18 protein-coding genes and 1 riboswitch are annotated in these 18,397 nt (G+C 66.7%); of the genes, 11 read left to right on the forward strand and 7 right to left on the reverse strand.

What is annotated here, in order from left to right:
* Window position 1: 1 nt before the first annotated feature.
* Window positions 2-3,934, reverse strand: a complete 3,933-nt coding sequence (locus CH283_RS00500) for a Pls/PosA family non-ribosomal peptide synthetase (RefSeq protein ID WP_255183068.1) — start codon at window positions 3,932-3,934, stop codon at window positions 2-4.
* A 208-nt stretch (window positions 3,935-4,142) separates the two neighbouring features.
* Window positions 4,143-4,258, forward strand: a riboswitch (SAM riboswitch).
* Window positions 4,259-4,312: 54 nt separating this feature from the next.
* Here CH283_RS00500 and CH283_RS00505 point away from each other — a divergent pair.
* Complete coding sequence (locus CH283_RS00505; RefSeq protein ID WP_094640901.1) at window positions 4,313-5,668, forward strand: aminotransferase class V-fold PLP-dependent enzyme; 1,356 nt, start codon at window positions 4,313-4,315, stop codon at window positions 5,666-5,668.
* A gap of 151 nt (window positions 5,669-5,819) precedes the next feature.
* The gene (locus CH283_RS00510; protein WP_094640902.1) at window positions 5,820-6,320 is read left to right on the forward strand and encodes a hypothetical protein; all 501 of its coding nucleotides are present in this window, start codon (window positions 5,820-5,822) and stop codon (window positions 6,318-6,320) included.
* Window positions 6,321-6,350: 30 nt separating this feature from the next.
* Here CH283_RS00510 and CH283_RS00515 read toward each other — a convergent pair whose 3' ends face one another.
* The 3 genes from CH283_RS00515 to CH283_RS00525 all read right to left on the reverse strand — a co-directional run bounded on the left by CH283_RS00515 (window position 6,351) and on the right by CH283_RS00525 (window position 8,894).
* Window positions 6,351-6,824: a YbaK/EbsC family protein gene (locus CH283_RS00515; RefSeq protein WP_068053615.1), complete on the reverse strand. Its 474-nt coding sequence runs from the start codon at window positions 6,822-6,824 to the stop codon at window positions 6,351-6,353.
* Between the two features lie 86 nt (window positions 6,825-6,910).
* A complete protein-coding gene (alc, locus tag CH283_RS00520) occupies window positions 6,911-7,885 on the reverse strand; it encodes an allantoicase (protein ID WP_094640903.1) in 975 nt (324 codons plus the stop codon).
* A 4-nt stretch (window positions 7,886-7,889) separates the two neighbouring features.
* The gene (locus CH283_RS00525) at window positions 7,890-8,894 is read right to left on the reverse strand and encodes a hypothetical protein (protein ID WP_094640904.1); all 1,005 of its coding nucleotides are present in this window, start codon (window positions 8,892-8,894) and stop codon (window positions 7,890-7,892) included.
* A 52-nt stretch (window positions 8,895-8,946) separates the two neighbouring features.
* Here CH283_RS00525 and CH283_RS00530 point away from each other — a divergent pair, with 52 nt between their 5' ends.
* Both CH283_RS00530 and CH283_RS00535 read left to right on the forward strand, forming a co-directional pair.
* Window positions 8,947-9,591 carry a TetR/AcrR family transcriptional regulator gene (locus CH283_RS00530; protein WP_176460423.1) on the forward strand — a complete coding sequence of 215 codons (645 nt, stop codon included), beginning with the start codon at window positions 8,947-8,949 and terminating at the stop codon, window positions 9,589-9,591.
* Between the two features lie 29 nt (window positions 9,592-9,620).
* A complete protein-coding gene (locus CH283_RS00535; protein ID WP_068283967.1) occupies window positions 9,621-9,845 on the forward strand; it encodes a DUF6480 family protein in 225 nt (74 codons plus the stop codon).
* A 37-nt stretch (window positions 9,846-9,882) separates the two neighbouring features.
* Here the strand turns inward: CH283_RS00535 and CH283_RS00540 are convergent, their stop codons facing one another.
* A complete protein-coding gene (locus CH283_RS00540; RefSeq protein ID WP_094640905.1) occupies window positions 9,883-10,380 on the reverse strand; it encodes a 2-oxo-4-hydroxy-4-carboxy-5-ureidoimidazoline decarboxylase in 498 nt (165 codons plus the stop codon).
* Window positions 10,381-10,499: 119 nt separating this feature from the next.
* On the opposite strand from CH283_RS00540, the gene CH283_RS00545 reads away from it, so the two are divergent.
* The 3 genes from CH283_RS00545 to CH283_RS00555 all read left to right on the forward strand — a co-directional run bounded on the left by CH283_RS00545 (window position 10,500) and on the right by CH283_RS00555 (window position 12,948).
* Window positions 10,500-11,327, forward strand: coding sequence for a crotonase/enoyl-CoA hydratase family protein (locus CH283_RS00545; protein ID WP_068053633.1), 828 nt, complete (start codon window positions 10,500-10,502; stop codon window positions 11,325-11,327).
* 1 nt (window position 11,328) lies between these two features.
* Complete coding sequence (locus CH283_RS00550; protein ID WP_255183033.1) at window positions 11,329-11,793, forward strand: MarR family winged helix-turn-helix transcriptional regulator; 465 nt, start codon at window positions 11,329-11,331, stop codon at window positions 11,791-11,793.
* A 78-nt stretch (window positions 11,794-11,871) separates the two neighbouring features.
* Window positions 11,872-12,948, forward strand: a complete 1,077-nt coding sequence (locus CH283_RS00555) for a GGDEF domain-containing protein (protein WP_094640907.1) — start codon at window positions 11,872-11,874, stop codon at window positions 12,946-12,948.
* Window positions 12,949-12,997: 49 nt separating this feature from the next.
* On the opposite strand, the gene CH283_RS00560 is transcribed toward CH283_RS00555, so the two are convergent.
* Together CH283_RS00560 and CH283_RS00565 are read right to left on the reverse strand one after the other, a co-directional pair.
* A complete protein-coding gene (locus CH283_RS00560) occupies window positions 12,998-13,447 on the reverse strand; it encodes a PAS domain-containing protein (protein WP_032395173.1) in 450 nt (149 codons plus the stop codon).
* Between the two features lie 63 nt (window positions 13,448-13,510).
* Window positions 13,511-14,002 carry an inorganic diphosphatase gene (locus CH283_RS00565; RefSeq protein WP_068053642.1) on the reverse strand — a complete coding sequence of 164 codons (492 nt, stop codon included), beginning with the start codon at window positions 14,000-14,002 and terminating at the stop codon, window positions 13,511-13,513.
* Window positions 14,003-14,144: 142 nt separating this feature from the next.
* Between CH283_RS00565 and dacB the strand changes: the two genes are divergently transcribed.
* The 4 genes from dacB to hpt are packed head-to-tail and all read left to right on the forward strand — an operon-like array spanning window position 14,145 to window position 18,149.
* On the forward strand, window positions 14,145-15,548 hold the full coding sequence (gene dacB / locus CH283_RS00570; RefSeq protein ID WP_094640908.1) for a D-alanyl-D-alanine carboxypeptidase/D-alanyl-D-alanine endopeptidase: 1,404 nt from the start codon (window positions 14,145-14,147) through the stop codon (window positions 15,546-15,548).
* Complete coding sequence (locus CH283_RS00575; RefSeq protein ID WP_373557653.1) at window positions 15,545-16,630, forward strand: zinc-dependent metalloprotease; 1,086 nt, start codon at window positions 15,545-15,547, stop codon at window positions 16,628-16,630. Before dacB ends, CH283_RS00575 begins: the two co-directional genes overlap by 4 nt.
* Entirely contained in the window at window positions 16,630-17,586 is a 957-nt protein-coding gene (gene tilS, locus CH283_RS00580; protein ID WP_094640910.1) for a tRNA lysidine(34) synthetase TilS, read from the forward strand. Before CH283_RS00575 ends, tilS begins: the two co-directional genes overlap by 1 nt.
* A gap of 11 nt (window positions 17,587-17,597) precedes the next feature.
* Entirely contained in the window at window positions 17,598-18,149 is a 552-nt protein-coding gene (gene hpt / locus CH283_RS00585) for a hypoxanthine phosphoribosyltransferase (RefSeq protein WP_094641392.1), read from the forward strand.
* Window positions 18,150-18,397 lie beyond the last annotated feature (248 nt).

The following is an 18,397-nucleotide window of genomic DNA, read 5'->3' on the forward strand; positions in this document are numbered from 1 at the left end:
ATCACCCCTCGTTTCGGTCGTCGCGAATACGCGGAAAGGGATCACCCTTGGCCCACGGCGCGATCGGATTGCCCTGCCAACGAGTATGCGCGGGAACCGTATCGCCGCGCATCACCAGAGAGGCAGGCCCCACCGTCGCACCATCACCTATACCCGATGCAGGCAACGCGACACAGTGTGGTCCCAGTGTTGCGCCTCTGCCGAGATCGACCGTGTCCATGGACATGATCCGATCATGGAACAGGTGCGTCTGCACAACGCACCCTCGGTTGACCGTCGCACCGTCGGCCAACGTCACCAGATCGGCCTCGGGAAGCCAGTACGTCTCACACCAGACGCCGCGGCCGATATCCGCACCGAGCCACCGCAACCACATGTTCAGTACCGCGGTGCCCTCGGCGGCGCGCGCGAACCAGGGCGCGGCAACGGTCTCGACGAACGTGTCTGCCACCTCGTTGCGCCACACGAACGAACTCCACAGCGGGTGATCGGTCTTGCCGATCCGGCCCACCCACAACCACTTCGCCAACGCCGATACCGCAGCAGCCACAAATCCGGCGACCAGCAGGACGACGCCACTGAGCAACGCAGCCAACCAGTACCCGACGGAGTCGGCGATGGCGGTGAGCGAGAACAGCACTCCGAGTCCGATGCCGAACGTCACGACGACGGGAATCAACCGGCACGTCTCGACGAACGACCGGGCGACCTTGAGCTTGCGGGGCGGATCGAACGTGCGCGACGAATCCGCACTACCGGCGGCCCGACGCAGCCGCACCGGCGGACTGCCGAGCCACGACGAGCCGGACTTCGCCTTGTCCGGCGTCGCGGACAGCACCGCGACCAGGCCGTTCTTGGGAACGGTTCGCCCGGGCCCGGTCATGCCGGAGTTGCCGAGGAACGCCCGCTTGCCGACCTTGGCGTCGCCCAGATGCATCCAGCCGCCGCCGAGTTCGTAGCTGGCGACCATCGTGTCGTCGGCGAGGAACGCGCCGTCGGCGACGGTGGTGAACTTGGGGATCATCAGCACCGTCGACGCTTCGACGTCCTTGCCGATCTTCGCGCCGAGGAGCCGCAGCCAATGCGGAGTCAGCAGTGACGCGTAGAGCGGGAACAGGAAGGTGCGCGCGGAGTCCATCAACCGTTCGGTGGCCCAGACCTGCCAGCCGATACGGCTGCGCACGGGGTGGTAGCCGCCTACGAGACCGATGCTGAGCAATCGCACCGCGACGACGGTGATCACCGCGAACACCGCCAACGACACCATCGTCGCGACGGGCAACATCACCAGACCACGTTCGAAGGCGTCGAACACGGAGTCCGCGGTGTGAATCCACCAGCCCATCAGCACCAGGCTGACGCCGATCGAGAACAATGCCATGCCGGACAGGAACAGAGACGCGACGCCGAACGCGAACACCCATTTGGTCGCGCGCGGTGGCGTTTCTGCGGGCCACGGATGATCGGCCTTGCCGACCTTCTGAGCCGGCGAACCGGACCACATCTGACCGGCCTTCACCCGTCCGACGACGGCGGAGCCTGCCGTGACGACAGCGTTCTTGCCGACCTTGGTGCCGGGCAAGAGCGTCGAGCGGGCGCCGACGGTGGCACCGGCACCGATCTCGACGCCGCCGATGTAGACGAGATCTCCGTCGATCCAATGCCCGGACAGATCCACCTCGGGCTCGATGGAACAGCCGTCGCCCAGCTCGAGCATGCCGGTGACCGGCGGCATCGTGTGCAGGTCGACACCCTTGCCGATCTTGGCACCCAGAGCGCGCGCGTAGTAGACCATCCACGGTGCACCCGAAAGGTTCGACGCACCACTGGCATCGGTCAATCTCGTTGCTGCCCACAGCCTGATGTGCATGCTCCCGCCGCGTCGATACGCGCCGGGTTTCAGCCCGGCCAGCAGGATGCGAGATCCGACCACCGAGATCGCCATCCGGCCGACCGGAGTGATGAACAGGACGAACGCCACGAGTACCCACCACCACGACAGCGTCGGAGCCCAGGGCACGTCGCCGAACCAGGACATGACGTTGAACAGCAGTCCGAGCCAGGTGACCCACTGCAATCCGGTCAGGGTGGTCAACGGAACCGTTGCCGCGATCTGAGCCCACTGCGCGGTACGGGACGTCGGTGCCACGTCACGAGGAACGGCCTCGACGACAGGCTTCAGATCGTCGAGATACTGCGCCAGTGAACCCAGCCGTGGGTGGTCGTAGAGCTGCGCGACGGTGATCTCGGGGAACCGTTCGCGCAACGCCGTCACCAACTGAGCGGCCGACAGCGAACCGCCGCCGTTGGCGAAGAAATCGGCGTTCTCGTCGGAAACCTGCGCGCCGAGGATGTTGGTCCACAATTCGGCCACCCACCCCGCCGTACCGCCGAGCGCAGACGCGCCCGCCATACCGGGCAGGGGCCACGGCAGCGCGTTGCGGTCGACCTTGCCCGAGGTGCGCGTCGGCATCTCGTCCACCAGCGCAAGCCTGGGCACCAATGCCGCGGGCAACTGCTCGGCGAGTAATTCGCGTGCGGCTTCGAGATCGAAATCGGGATTGGTGCTGGCGAGATACCCGACGAGCACCGAGTTTCCGGCAGCGGTCTTGCGGATGGCGGCCGCCGCGCCGCCGACGCCCGGAAGTGCTTGCAGCGCATTGTCTATCTCGCCGAGCTCGATGCGTCGACCGCCGAGCTTGACCTGATCGTCCGCGCGGCCCTGGAACAAGAGCCCTTCGAGCTCGAGCTTGACCAGATCGCCGCTGCGGTACGCCCGGTCCCATCCCAGAGAGGGCATGGGCGCGTACTTCTCGGCGTCCTTGGCCGGATCGAGATACCGAGCGAGTCCGACGCCGCCGATGACCAACTCACCGACTTCGCCGACCTGCACCGGGGTGCCCGAAGCGTCGACCACGGCCAGGTCCCAGCCGTCCAACGGCAATCCGATGCGGACGGGCCCCTTCCCGTCCATGATCGCCGCGCACGCGACGACCGTCGCCTCGGTGGGGCCGTACGTATTCCAGACCTCACGGCCTTCGACGGCGAGCCGCTCGGCCAGTTCCGGCGGGCACGCCTCGCCGCCGAAGATGAGCAACCGCACCGCCTCCAGAGCCACCGCGGGCCAGAGCGACGCGAGGGTGGGCACCGTCGAGACGACACTGATGTCGCGGGAGACGAGCCACGGGCCCAGATCGAAACCGGACCGCACCAACGACCTGGGTGCCGGAACCAGACACGCACCGTGCCGCCACGCCAGCCACATCTCCTCGCACGACGCGTCGAACGCCACCGACAGACCGGCGAGCACTCGGTCGCCCGGACCCAACGGATCCTTCTGCAGAAACATGCGGGCCTCGGCGTCGACGAACGCCGCCGCATTGCGATGACTGACCGCGACACCCTTGGGCGTGCCCGTCGAACCCGAGGTGAAGATGACCCACGCGTCGTCCTCGGGAGTCGGCGGCAGTGGGTCGGTCTCGGGAAGGCCGTCTTGCTTGGGAGCAGTACCGGCGGCGATGCCGCCCGCAGTGACGATGGCCGTCACCTTCGCCTCACCGAAGACCAACTCGGCCCGCTCCTCGGGATCGTCCGCGTCCACCGGCACGTACGCGGCACCGACCGCGAGGATGGACAGGATCGCGACATAAAGGGAGAAGGAACCCGACGGCATGCGGATGCCGACGCGATCGCCGCGCCTGACGCCGGCATCGGCGAGCCACTGCGCGCCCTCGGCGATGTCGTCCAACAACTCGGAGTAGCTGACCGAGACAGCACCGTCGTCGATGGCGGGGGCGTCGGGAAAACGATGAGCGGTATCACGGAGAACGTCGATGAGCGTCCGGGCAGGAGGGGCGAGCGACGAGCGAAGAAACGCCGCCGGTGCAGGCGCGGTGTCCGCGCTCGAACCCGGCAGATCGTTCTCTTGATGCACAGACAACCGGGCGTCCTTCTCGTTCGTTGGCAAGTGACTCTGTGGTGCTGGGACTCTGTGCCGCTGGGGAGCAGCGCCGTTGGTTATCTCACGTTCTGTTTGCCAGCAGGTGAACGAGCGCTCCTTCCCACCGCGGGAATCCTACTGCTGCCCACGCGTGAGTTCCGGCTTGACAAAACCGCAGCGGGTTTGCCAGTGTCTTCTCCACGGTCACGAGTACCAGCGTCAAGCCCCGGCTCGCTGGTCGGCAACCCTCCTCCGCGGTGGGGTGCTCCGGGTGACGACCAGGCTGATGCCGGAAAACCGGCGCGGCAAGCGCGGACTCGTTCACCACATCCTTCGGTTGCGGGTCCCTCGAACGTGAGGGCTTGATCTGTCATGACATTTGTACTTTCCCGCCCCTGTGCTCCTTTTGCCCCTGTTTCGGGCACAGATCTGCAGGTACCCCTGGTGCAGGGCGGCACCTGCACCTACGCCAATTTCGACTACGCTGCCAGCGCGCCGGCTTTGACGGCGGTGACCGATCGGATCGCGGAACTGCTGCCGTTCTACTCCAGTGTTCATCGCGGTGCCGGCTACGCCTCACGGGTCTGCACGGCAGCGTACGAGAAGGCGCGGGTGACCGTCGCCGATTTCATTGGTGCGCAGTCGGATTCGGTGGTGGTGTTCACCCGGAACACCACCGATTCGCTGAACCTGTTGGCCGCATGCGTGCCGGGTGAGACCGTGGTGCTCGACATCGAACACCACGCGAACCTGCTTCCGTGGCGTGACCGACGAGTGGTGGTGGCGGCGTCGACCCTGGCCGAGACCATCGACCGCCTCGACGCCGAACTCGCCGCGAAACCTGCTGCTCTGCTTGCGATCACGGGCGCATCGAACGTCACCGGAGAAGTTCTGCCGGTCGCGGAACTCGCGGCACTGGCGCATCGGCACGGCGCGCGCATCGCGGTGGACGGTGCCCAGCTGGTTCCGCATCGGCGGGTCGACATCGCCGCACTCGGGGTGGACTACCTCGCCTTCTCCGGACACAAGCTCTACGCCCCGTTCGGCGCGGGAGTGCTTGTGGGCAAGCGTGATTGGCTCGACCTCGGTGAGCCACACCTGGCCGGCGGTGGCGCAGTACGTAGCGTGGGCATCGACCACACCGACTGGGCTCCGGCACCGCAGCGGCACGAGGCGGGCACCCCCAACGTGCTCGGGGTTGCCGCATTGGCCGCGGCCTGCGAGGCCATTGCCGGATTCGACGATGCCGAGCTGCAGGCGCACGAGCGCGAACTGTCGTCCCGCCTGCGCGACGGGCTGGCCGCACTGGACGGCGTCGAGCAGCTCGAGGTGTGGGCCGACGCGACCGACAGCGTCGGCATCGTCACCTTCACCGTGGCCGGACGCGACCCCGGTGAGGTCGCCGCGTACCTCTCCGCCGAACACGGAATCGGCGTGCGGGACGGGAAGTTCTGCGCGCACCCACTGCTGAGCAGGCTGGGGCATGCGGCCGGAGCGGTGCGGGCCAGCATCGGCCTCGGCAGTTCGTCGGCCGATGTGGACCGACTCGTCGACGCACTCGCCGCCCTGGTCGAATCGGGACCGAACTGGCATTACGCGGAGGACGCCGGCTGGTGGAACCCCGTACCCGACCCGCGACCCTTCCCCGAGCTGGCCGGCCGGGTGGACGGGGTGGGTGGGCTCAGCACCGCCGGGGTTGGATCCCCGTGCACCCCCGCAGACAGTTAGCATGGCGTCATGACCGTGAGTGTCGTGTGGACGGGCAACCGCCACTGGTGCAACAGATACGTGGACCTGTGCCGCACTGCGTCCGGGTCGTGTTCGAGTTCGGCTCCGCTCCGACCGAATGCCACCGACTGAAGAATCAGGACCACCACTCATGTCGCACAACTTCACCCGCGTCGCCGTCGAATTCACTGCGGGTTGGACCGAACTGACCGCCGCTCCCGAAACGGATGTGGTCCGAATCCAGGCCTCCGACCTGCGGGAATCCCAGCAGCAACGCGCGCGGCTCCGCGCCGAGGCAGTCGACCGCGGCGAATCTGCCGACAGCACGGCAGTGTTTCTCGACCTGGAGATCCACATCGCGGCCGATGCCCGGACGGCCCGTCGGGAACTCGCCGCACTCGAAGTGCCGAGCAGCCCGTCGTCGATCCGTTACGTCGGAACACCGGCGGGACTGGCCAGTCTGATCTCCGACGTCACCGCGGCCGAGGTGGCCGACGGCGTGACGTTGACAGCGCTCGGCGATTCGGTTCGCCAGTCGGTTCTGATCAACAACGGCGTACTGCCGCTGCTGGAATCCCGCGGGACTCGACTCGACATCGACGTGGTCGACGCGGTTCTCGGCGCACCGATCGCCCCGACCCTCGCGTCCTGAGGATTCGCGTCCTCGGGACGTGCGCGGCGGTCAGGTGACGTCGATCGCCAGACCCGCAGTGATGCGCACCAACTCGGTGAACGTGGACCTGAAGATCGTGTTGGTGTGGCCGGCGGCCGCCCACACCTCGGAGTAGCCGGCCAGATCCTGGTCGACGAACGTATCGAGGTTGGTGGGGTGGCCGACCGGGGCGATCCCACCGATCGGCTGGCCGGTGGCATGCTTGGCCGTGTCCAGAGGCGCGCGCGTCAACACGCCGCCGAGACGCTCGCCGGTGTGCTCGAGATGAACGTTGTGGGCACCGGAGACGAGCAGCAGCACCGGCTCGTCGCCCAGTAGAAACACCATCGACTTCACGATCGCGCCCACGTCGACACCGAGGGCGGCAGCAGCATCGGCGGCAGTGTGCGTGCCCTCCGGACTGCTGACCACCACCCCGTGATGACCACGTGAAATCAGCGTGTCGGCAACATGGGCTGCATTCGGATGAAGTAGCCGGGACATACCCCAACCCTATTGCCCCAGCCTTCTTTACGCAGAAGGCTTGCCAACTCCGGTCATTCCGCAGGCTCCACTCCCGCCCTACTGGGTCATTCCGCAGGCTCCACTCCTGCCAGATCACCGAACAGTCTCAATCGCGCCATGCCACCGTCCGGGAAGATGTCCATCCGAACCTCCGAGACCGGGGTCTCGTGGTCGAGTACGAAGCGATGGCGGGTGTCGGGCTGCAACGTCGTTCGCGGCAACAGCTCGATCCACTCGCCCTCACCGAGCCGTCCGCGCAGTGACGCCGCGCCAGGGGCGTTGCCGAGGAAGCAGGTGGTGTCGAGCTCGGCGAGGCGAACGAGCCCGCTGCCTGCCAGCTGAACCTGAACCCAGTCGTTCGCGTCGTTGCGTCGCCGCGAGGTCTCCCAACCCTCACCCATCGACCGCGGCGGGCCGGGGAACAGGAGATTGTTGGGGGAGCTGTAGAACATGTTGGAACACGCCGAGACGTAGGCACCGTTCTCGAGCGCAGCGAGGTCGACCGGCCCGGCCGCGAGGAACTCGGGATCGGGCTTGCCGCGGCCCAGTACCCGCAACCGCGCCACTCCGCCGTCCGGGTAGATCGACAGTTTCACGTGCGTCCACCGCGCGTCGGAGGCGACGGCGAACCTGTTCTCACTGTCGCCGTCGACCGGGCTGCGCGCGACGATGGTGGTCCACTCGGTCTGCGTGCGCAGCTCGTCCGGGGATGGGAAGCCCTGCACCTCGGCGGCCTCGACCGAAATCTCCGGCGGATAGTTTCCGGTGAACCACGAGGTGTCGACGACGATTGCCGAGACGACACCCGGTGCGCCGAGACGCACGATGGCCTCGTCGTAGCCGGCCTCGCGTCGCCGACGCGTCTCCCACCCGTCGTAGATCTGACCCTTGTGCCCGAACGTCGCGGTCGAGTAGTCGGCCTTGCCGGGACTGACGAGATTCTCCTTCTCCGCGAACGTCTCGTCGTTCGCCCACACGACTGCGCCTCCGAGAGTGCGGACAGCGAGATCGGGCAGAGGCAGCGGGAAGGTGGAGGTCATGGGATCACACTTTACTGGTCTCGCGTGAGCTCATCGGGTTGTGTGCGTACCGACGCCGCAGAGCCGCCGCGACCATCAGTAGCGCGCCGATCACGATGTAGAGCGTCAGGCCGAGTGCGGGTTGCCCCAGTCCGATGCCGGAGAAGTACACGATGCTGCGTACGCCCTCGGTGCCGATGCCAGGGGTGATCCACCGACCGATCGAGGCGTAGAGCGACGGCAGTACATCGGACCCGAAAGCGCCTCCTGCACTGGGGTTTCCGAGAATGACGAACAGCGCGATGGCGGCGGGCACCGCCGCGACACCGATCAGGGCGCGCAGGCCCATGGTGAACAGTCCGGTGGCGAAGACGACCCCGGTGCCCAGCAGGGTCAGTGGAAACCAATGGCCGGCAAAGGTTTCCAGTACATGGGTGGTGAGGAATGCGCCGAGAGTGCCGGAAGCGAGGGAGTACACCGCGAGAATGCCGACGTGCATCCAGGTTTCGCGGCGCGAGGTCGGTGCCCCGATCAACAGTCCGAATGCGGCAGCCAGAAGGTAGCCGCCGACGACCCACCCGACCGAGAGATAGAAACCGGACAACCCTCGGTTGTCGTGCACACCGACCGGGATCTCGTCGCGCACCACGAACTGGCGGCCCTGGGCGGCGTCGACCTCGGTGAAGATCGATTCCAGCGCGGTGGCTTCGGAGCTGCCTGCTGCGCTGGCGGTGATGAGCGTGTCCGTCCCGTTCGCGCCGACGACATAGGCCCCGATGACTTCCCTGTCGCGGAGCAGTGAACGGACCTCGGCGGTATCGGCGGCGGTGCGTGCCTCGAGCGGGGCGCCGTCGATGGCGTTCAGGCGATCGGTCGTCTGCTGGTCCAGCCCCTCGGGGAGACCGGCCTCGGTCACCACCGCGATGGGGATCGCATGCGGAGTCGGCTGATGAAAGGCCGAGACGTAGCTGAGGATGAAGCCGAGCTGAAGTATCAGCACCGCGGCGGCGAGCAGTGACATCTTGCGCATGGGTGACTCCTGAATCTTGTCGATACCCGAGGTATTCAATACTCTAGGTATCGTGAATGCCGACGAGCAAGAAAAGTGGGGGTCGACACAGTCGCAGCGACGACCGCAGCGTGCCGACGTTCGAGATCGACTGCTCGCCGCCGCAGCGGACGAGTTCACCGAAAATGGCTATGCCGCAGCCAAACTCACCGACATCGCAGACCGGGCCGGCTTCACCAAGGGAGCCGTCTACTCCAATTTCGAGTCCAAGCAAGCGCTGTTCGCCGAGCTGCTGGCCAGGCGGTCCCTCGACCTCGCGGCCCGCGTACTGGCTCACATTTCCGATCTGGACCCCGGCGCGGCAGCCGGAGCGGGCGGCGGAGAGATCGCGTCGTGGGTGGTCGCCGAACCCCGCTGGCCGCTGCTGACCGTCGAATTCGGGATTCTCGCCGGACGCGACCCGGCCGTCGCGGCGCGCTATCGCACCGACCGTCGAGCACTCCGGCGCGAGCTCGAACGCCTCATCGCCGAGCGAGCGGACGACTGGGGAGTCGGCGAGAAGTTCGATGCCCGACGCCTCGCGACGTCACTGGCGGCCTTGATCTCCGGATTGGCCGTCGAACATTCGGTGGATCCAGAGGAAATCGACGAGGGAGTCATTGCCGACGCGGTCTCCGAACTGTTCGCGGGAGCGATAGCTAGGGCACATCTCGATTGAGGGACCACGGCACCGGGTAACCGGGACAGATGAATGCTCAGAATCCCGATCCCGACGTCACCGCAGGACTCGAAGCCGGTGGCAGTGTCACGCCAGGAGACACCCCGCCCGCCGAAACGGGAGTCGGCGGCCCCAATCACGAACCGCCGCAGCGCAGCCGTGTCATGCCGATCCTCATCATCGGTGTGGTGGCGTTACTGGCGATCCTGATCGCCGGTGGACTGATCGGTCGCGTCGTCGGTCTCTTCGGCTGATCCCGGGTCGGCGGCCCGTCCGTACTCGGCGAACAGGTCAGTACTGCGGCCAGCCGCCCTCGGGCCCGAGCAGGCGATCCAATCGAATGTGGTTGATCTTCGCCAGCTCGTCGCGCATGATCTTGCGTTCGGTCCGATCGTCGTTGTCGAGTCGATGGCCCAGATCCACCAGGATGTCGCGCGGCTCGAAGCCCTCGGGCTCGAACAACCCGCTCCAGATGTACGGATAGGCGAATCGCTCGCAGTACGCGCGCGCCGCGGTCACCAGAGCGCCTCGCGTATCGGCGTTGATGGCTGCGCACACCTTGCTCGGCTCGGGACGCGTTGCGGCCAACATGTCCATGTCGCCGTCCGACAGCTCCGCCAGTTCCGCGTCGGCTGCCGAGAACAGCTCTGCCCGCGAGCGATACCTGCGGCCGTCCGCCACCCTGGACGCCCACGCCACCGAGCAACAACACTCGTACAACGCATGCACCGCCTTGCGGCGCGGCAGATCGTTGAACGTCTCCAGGCCGAGTCCCTGATGCATCAGCATGGATAGATGGTGAGCCTCATTCGGCGTATGCACCAGAGCTGAGCAGGGACTTAGCGCAGACGTTACGCGCCGTAACATGCGGTGCGGAGATGGGCGACTCTGCCGCTAGGCTCGCAGGCATGACGGAACGAACCTGGAAAGCCTTCTCCGTGGAGATCGCCGACCACATCGCGCAAGTGACCCTCCTCGGACCGGGCAAGGGCAATGCCATGGGCCCGGACTTCTGGAGCGAGAGCCCCGAGCTGTTCGCTCAGCTCGACGCCGATCCCGAGGTTCGTGCAGTCGTGCTCGCGGGCTCGGGCAAGAACTTCACCTATGGACTCGACCTCGCCGCGATGGCAGGAACCTTCGGTCCGCTCATGGCGGACAAGGCACTGGCCGGTCCCCGAACGACGTTCCACGACACCATCAAGACGATGCAGAAGGCCATCAACGCCGTGGCGGACTGCCGCAAGCCCGTCGTCGCGGCCGTGCAGGGCTGGTGCATCGGCGGTGGCGTCGACCTCATCACCGCCGCGGACGTGCGCTACGCCAGTGCCGACGCGAAGTTCAGCGTGCGCGAGGTGCGGGTCGCGATCGTCGCGGACATGGGGTCGTTGGCTCGACTGCCCGCGATCATCGGCGATGGGCACATGCGTGAGCTGGCACTGACGGGCAAGGACATCGACGCCGCGCGCGCCGAGAAGATCGGCCTGGTCAACGATGTGTTCGAGGACCATGACGCCGCCCTCGCCGCTGCTCGCGAATGCGCCGCCGCCATCGCCGCCAATCCGCCCCTGGTGGTGCAGGGCATCAAGACCGTGCTGGATCATTCTCGATCCTCCAGTGTCGATGATTCCCTGCGCTACGTCGCGGCCTGGAACGCCGCCTTCCTCGCCTCGCACGACCTCACCGAGGCGATCACCTCGGTGTTCGAGAAGCGACCGGCCCAGTTCACCGGTAACTGACGTGGTCGAGTTCGCCGAGGAGCTGGGCACGCAGCTGGTTCGTCTGCAACGCCTGCGTGAGCGGAACATCGCTGCGATCTCGTCCTCGGGCGGTGTCGACGGTGCTGCGTACGTATGCTTGTTCCGGCTCCTGCGCGACGGACCGATGCGGTCGAGTGAACTCGCCGCCATGGTGAATTCCGATCCGTCGACGGTGAGCAGGCAGGTGGCTCAGCTGGTCGAACGGGGGCACGTCGAGCGGCTGCCCGACGAACGTGACGGTCGAGCGTTCGTGCTCGCGGTGACCGCGTCGGGTCAGGAAGCAGCGGCGGCGATCCAGCAACGACGAACCGACAATCTCGGACGGGTGATCGAGGGGTGGACACGGCAGGACCGAGAATCGCTCGTGACGTTGCTCGATCGATTCTTGACCGATTACGAAACCATCAGGCCGGACCTGCCCGACCGTCGCGCAGGTAGCGTCTGATCGGCGGGCGATCCACGATCGGGGCGATCGAGGCAGTGCGCAGTCGCTCGTAGAGCAAGCGCGGACGGAGGGGATGCTGTGCCGATCGGTCGTGACAAGCCGTCGCTCGCGTCCGATGCCGGGACCCGTCGGAACTCGGTACGACTCGAACGCCGGGTGGCGCGAGGAATCGCCGTGCTGGTGCCCTCGTTCGGTCTCATCGGGGCGATAGCGATGCTGTCCTCGGACGGTCCCGTTGGACCGACGGCTGTTGTCGTGTGCCTGATGGTCTTGCTGTCGACTCTCCCGGTAGGGGCATGGTGGTGGCTGCGCTCGGCGGACGCCTCCCACATGCCGGGATGGTTCGTCGTGTACGCCGACGTGGGCGTGTCGACGATGCTGCTGACCTTCGACGACCGTGATCTCGCGCTGTACGGCGCTGCCCTGTTCGCCGTGATCGGGACCTACATCGCGTACTTCTCGCGACGAACCGTGCTCAAGTTCCACACGGCATTCGTCAACGCGGTCATTCTGCTACTTGCAGTACTCGCCCTGGTCGAGCGGCCGGAGGATCCGGCGTCGATCCTCGCCCGCACCCTCGTGACGGTTCTGGTGGTCAACTCGGTACTCGCGTTCCGCGCAGTGATCCAGCGCCAACTCGATCTCGCCAACACGGACTCGCTGACCGGACTGCTCAACAGACGCGGCCTGGAATTGCGGCTCCAACGCATGATGAACTCGCTGGACGAGCACCGTTCCGTCGCACTGATGGTGGTCGATCTGGACCAGTTCAAGCGCGTCAACGACACCTACGGTCATGCGGTGGGGGACCGAGTGTTGCGCCGGACGGCCCGCAGGCTGACGGCGGTCACGGGCACGCGGCCGTGCGTGGCACGCACCGGCGGCGAGGAGTTCACCATCGCGCTACCGGTCGACGATGCCGCCGCGCACCGGATCGCCCACGAGATCCTCGAGTCGATTCACGACCCAGCCGACGACGTGCCGGTGACGGTCAGTGTCGGGGTGGCCCTGCTCGACGGCAGTCGATGGTCCACCGCCACCGAGTCCGGTGACAGTGCCGATCTGGTCCACAACGTGCTGCTCGACGCCGACACGGCGATGTACGAGTCCAAGCACGCGGGTGGAAACAGAGCAACGGTGTACGCCGGAGAATGATCCGCCGGCGTACACCGTTCGTCGTTCGGGGAAGAACGTGCTCCGTGCGTCAGCGCAAGGCGCTCTTGGGGTCGTTCCACAGCTGATCGGTGAAGTCCTCCAACGCGACGAGAACGATGGTGTCCTCGGTACGGCGCAGGATCGACTTGCTGGCGCGCACCTGCACGATATCGCCGGTCTTGTCGGTCATCCGCCACAGAGAATCCGCGCGGGTGGCCACCGTCGTGAGGAACATGTCAGCGACGTTGACACCCTCCGGAGCCCGGTCGGGGAAGATGTCGTGCAGGTGGAAGTCCTCCCGCTCGGTGCGGTCGAGACCGAACAGATCGTCGAAGGCCTCGTTCGCGAACACGATGGCACCGGTGGGGTCGACCGCGAGGATCGGCACCGGGATCCGGTCGAGGACGACCGTCACCGGCAGATCGGGAAACTGAGTCGGATCCGAAATCGGTCGCGAATCGAGATTGCGCCGATCACCGTTGGAAGTGCTGTCGGTCATACGTCTCCCCAAACTATGTTTCGTCGGCCCACGGCCGAGACGAGGTGTGTGGTGCCGAAACGATCAGTGACCCGGATTGTCCGCCAAGCGCTTGAATGATGCAGCGATTTCGGCCTCTGCCTCTGCGCGCCCCACCCAGTCTGCCCCGGTGACGTGCTTGTTGGGTTCGAGATCCTTGTAATGGACGAAGAAATGCTTGATTGCATCGAGCTCGAACGTCGAGACGTCGCTCAGGTCCTGGATGTGATCCCAGCGAGTGTCACCGGCCGGAACGCACAGCACCTTGTCGTCGCCGCCGGCCTCGTCGACCATCTTGAACATCGCCACGGGGCGGGCCTCGACGATGACGCCGGGAAACACCGACTCGGGCAGCAGCACCAGTGCGTCGAGCGGGTCGCCGTCCTCGCCGAGCGTGTTCTCGATGAAGCCGTAATCGGCTGGATACGCCATCGCGGTGTAGAGGTAGCGATCGAGGCGAACACGTCCGGTGACGTGGTCTACCTCGTATTTGTTGCGCTGCCCCTTGGGGATCTCGATGGTGACGTCGAACGGCACGTGCAGTCCTCACTGTTGTCGTCGAGCCGGAACGGCTCGAGTCGTTGGGAATGTGTCGATGGTGGCGGCGCAAGGCTACCGGACCCGAGGATACTGTTGACTGGACGATCATGGGTACGACCACGGCAGTTACGGAGGAACGGTGGCGGGGCTGACACGGCGGTTCCTCGGCCCCACAGCGGGTCGACGGCGCAGGAAGAAGCGCGTGATCCTGACGCTGTGTGCGCTGTTCGTGGTGATCCTCGCTGCGACGACCGCCGCGCTGGTGCTGCCGTCGGTGTCCGACGGTGCCGAGACTGCAATCGAACCTCCGCCCGAGACAGTGCTGCCCAACCCGCTGATCACCCCGTTCCCGGAATCGGCACCGATGCCGAACGCTGCAGGTCTGGCAGCGGCGCTGGCCCAGGTGGTCGACGATCCAGCCCTCGGCACTTTCACCGGAACCGTCGCCGACGCGCAGACCGGGCAGGTGCTCTGGTCCCAGAACCCCGACACCCCGATGACACCTGCCTCGACCACCAAGGTGCTCACCGCGGCGGCTGCGATGCTCGGGCTCCCGGCGGATCATCGCGTCACCACTCGCGTGGTCCAGGGCAGTGGCGAGGGCGACATCGTGCTGATCGCGGGCGGCGACCCCACCCTCACCGCGCTGCCGGTCGGCACCGACGGGTTCTATCCCGGGGCGGCGCGCATCGACGACCTGGTGGAGCAGATTCGGCGCAGCGGAACGGTGGTGCGCAGCATCGGCGTCGACACCTCGATCTACTCCGGTGACACGATGGCGCAGGGCTGGTTTCCCGCCGACATCGCCGCCGGTTCGATCACTCCGATCGAACCGATCATGCTCGACGGCGGACGATCGAACCCACTGGTCGACGAGTCCCCACGCAGCACCACCCCGGCACTGGACGCGGGCCGCGCACTGGCCGCCGGGCTGGGCGTCGACCCGGCGGCGGTGACGACCGGCAAGGCCGCCGACGGGGCCGATCAGATCGCATCCGTCGAATCCGCGCCGCTGCGAAACCGCCTGCAGCAGATGATCTATCGCTCCGACAACGTCCTCGCCGAGGCCATCGGACGCGAACTGTCACTCGAGATGAACACGGCCGCAAGCTTTTCCGGTGCAACGGCAGCGATCGGGCAGACCCTGTACGCCGCAGGTTTCGACATGACCGGACTCACGCTCGAGGACGCCAGCGGGCTGTCGGTCGACGGCAGGATTCCGGCCAGGCTGCTCGATCAGGTGTTGACGTCGGCAGCCGGAACCGAGCAGCCTGCGCTGCGTCCGATGCTCGATTACCTTCCCGTTGCCGGTGCCACCGGAACTCTGACGGATCGATATGCCTCGGGGAACCGAACCGGAGCGGGGTGGGTTCGAGCCAAGACCGGAACCCTTTCTGCTGCAAGCGCTCTGGCGGGATATGTCGTCGACGTCGACGGCCGAATCCTGACCTTCGCCCTGATGTCCAACGACCGGCCGCCCGACGTCAGTCGCCCCGCCCTCGATGCCGTCGCATCGACCCTGAGATTGTGTGGTTGCCAGTGAACACGGACGCAGCTACGAAAGCCGACGACAGTGCAGCCACGTCCGGTTTCGCCGGAGCCGTCGACTGGTCCGTTGCGGCCAAGACCGGAGCGAAGCTGGCCCGCAAGGGCCCGGCCACCTCTCGCTACACCGCCGCTGCAGCCGTGGAAGAGCTTGCCGCCGCATCCATTCGGGCCGAGGGGCCGGTTCGCGAGACCACCGGTCTGGCCGACGGACTCCCCGTGCCCGACGCCCAGGTGGTCGATCGCGCCGGCTGGATCGCCGCGGCTGCGTCGTCGATGAAGCACCTGACCGGAGACGACGACGGCACGCCGCCGTCGGGTCTGCTCGGCGGAAAGCCGGCCGGGCTGCAGGCCGGAGCGATGCTGGCGTTCCTCTCCAGCGCCATTCTCGGACAGTACGACCCGTTCACCGGCGAGAACGGAACGCTGCTTCTGGTCGCGCCCAACGTGATTGCCGTCGAGCGGGCGCTTCGTGTCTCGCCGAGCGACTTCCGGCTGTGGGTGTGCCTGCACGAGGTGACACACCGAGTGCAGTTCTCCTCCGCTCCCTGGCTCGGCGGCTACATGCGCGAGAACGTGGGGGTGCTCTCCGACGGCACGGACGAGCCGCTCACCGATGTCGCCAACCGGCTGACCGGCGCGCTCAAGGCCCGCAAGAATCCGAACGGGTCGTCCAAGTCCGAGGACGCAGGCATCGTCGGACTGCTACGCGCCACTCAACCGCAGCCGCAACGCGACGCCATCGACCGACTCCTCGTGCTGGGCACCCTGCTCGAGGGTCACGCCGACCACGTGATGGACGCCGTCGGACCGGCCGTCGTGCCGACCGTGACGCAGATTCGCGGTGCCTTCGATCAGCGCAGGCAACGCAAGGTGAACCCGCTCCAACGCGTCGTCCGGGCACTGCTCGGCATGGACGCGAAGATGGCGCAGTACGTGCGCGGCAAGGCGTTCGTCGATCATGTCGTCGCCACGGTGGGAATGGAACGCTTCAACACCGTGTGGACGGGCCCCGACACGCTGCCGTTGCTGTCGGAGATCGAGGACCCGGACGCCTGGATCGCGCGAGTTCTGGGCTAGTGCTCCTGCCTGAGGGGCCCGCACTGTTGGAGGTCAGGCGTGCGGTGCGTGGTTGGTTGTCGGCCTATCCGGGACCGGTTGCCGTCGCGCTGTCCGGTGGCGCGGATTCGCTCGCTTTGACGGCCGCGACCGTGGCCGAGGCCCCGAACGTGCGCGCCTTGATCGTCGATCACGGTCTGCAGGCCGGCTCGGCGGAGGTTGCGGCGACGGCTGCGGCGCGGGCGTCGGAGTTGGGAGTGGTCGATGCGCGCGTGCTGCCGGTGCAGGTGACCGGCTCGGGTGGGACGGAGGCCGCCGCCCGCCGGGCCAGGTACGACGCGTTGGATCGCGAGCGCGGCGACGCGTCGGTGCTGGTGGCGCACACCCTCGACGATCAGGCCGAAACGGTGCTGCTCGGGCTGGGGCGCGGATCGGGCCCGCGGTCGATCGCGGGCATGGCGGCGTTCGATGCGCCGTGGGGTCGGCCGCTGCTCGGGGTTCGGCGCAGTGTGACCAGGGCTGCCTGCGTCGAGTTGGGGATGGAGCCGTTCGAGGATCCGCACAACGGCGATCCCGATTTCACTCGGGTGCGGTTGCGTCACGAGGTGCTCCCCCTGCTCGAGGACGTGCTCGGCGGTGGTGTCGCCGCTGCGCTCGCCCGGACCGCCGAGCAGTTGCGCGAGGACGGCCGGGTGCTCGACGCGATGGCCGAATCCGTCGTCGCGTTGGGTGCACCGGAACTGGAGGTGTCCTCGATCGACTCGCTCGACACCGCGATTCGTCGCCGCGTACTGCGCCGATGGTTGCTCGGCCGGGGTGTGACGTCGCTGACCGACCGGCAGATCCGGGCCGTCGACGCCCTCGTCGGACGGTGGACCGGCCAGGGCGGGGTTGCGCTGCCGGGAGGAACGCCCGACGCCAGGTTGGTGTGCTCGCGTCGGCATGGCAGGCTGAGCGTCGGCCTGGAGAACGAATGAAGGGAAACCCCGTGTACGAGGGCGACATCGAATCGGTTCTCATTTCCGAGGAACAGATCAAAGCGCGCACTGCGGAACTCGCAGAAGAGATCGCCCAGCGGTATCCCGAAGGCGCACCCGAAGGTGACCTGCTCCTGGTCGGTGTCCTCAAGGGCGCGATCATGTTCATGACCGACTTCGCCCGGGCCCTGCCCATCCCGGCGCAGCTCGAGTTCATGGCGGTCAGCTCCTACGGCTCGTCCACCTCGTCGTCGGGAGTCGTTCGAATCCTCAAGGACCTCGACCGCGACATCACCGGACGCCACGTGCTGATCGTCGAGGACATCATCGACTCCGGTCTGACACTGAGCTGGCTCAAGCGCAACCTCGCGACCCGCTCGCCTGCCTCGCTGTCGGTGGTGACGCTGCTGCGCAAGCCCGACGCCATCAAGGTCGACGTGGAGGTCGCGAACGTGGGCTTCGACATCCCCAACGAGTTCGTCGTCGGCTACGGCCTCGACTACAACGAGCGCTACCGAGATCTGCCCTACATCGGTCTGCTCGATCCCAAGGTCTACAGCTGAGCTGTTTTCTTCTGTTCGTCCGGTCCACCCCGTTCGCGTGAATGGACCATTGCCGCGCCGAGACGTGTGCAAGGGTCCATCGATGCGGATAGTGTGCCCGACAGGTGGGGAACTGCCGGGGGAGTGCAGTCGTTGGAGGGGAAGAAGCGTCGACGCAAACAGGTGCGTGGACGCACAGCGCCAGGTATGAGCGAGTCAGATGTCCGAGTCTCGCGCTAGCCTGGAGTATCCGGCGGGCAGGGAGCAGC

Origin of the sequence: Rhodococcus sp. 05-2254-2 (genome assembly GCF_002259095.1) — a bacterium.
Lineage (GTDB): Bacteria > Actinomycetota > Actinomycetes > Mycobacteriales > Mycobacteriaceae > Rhodococcoides.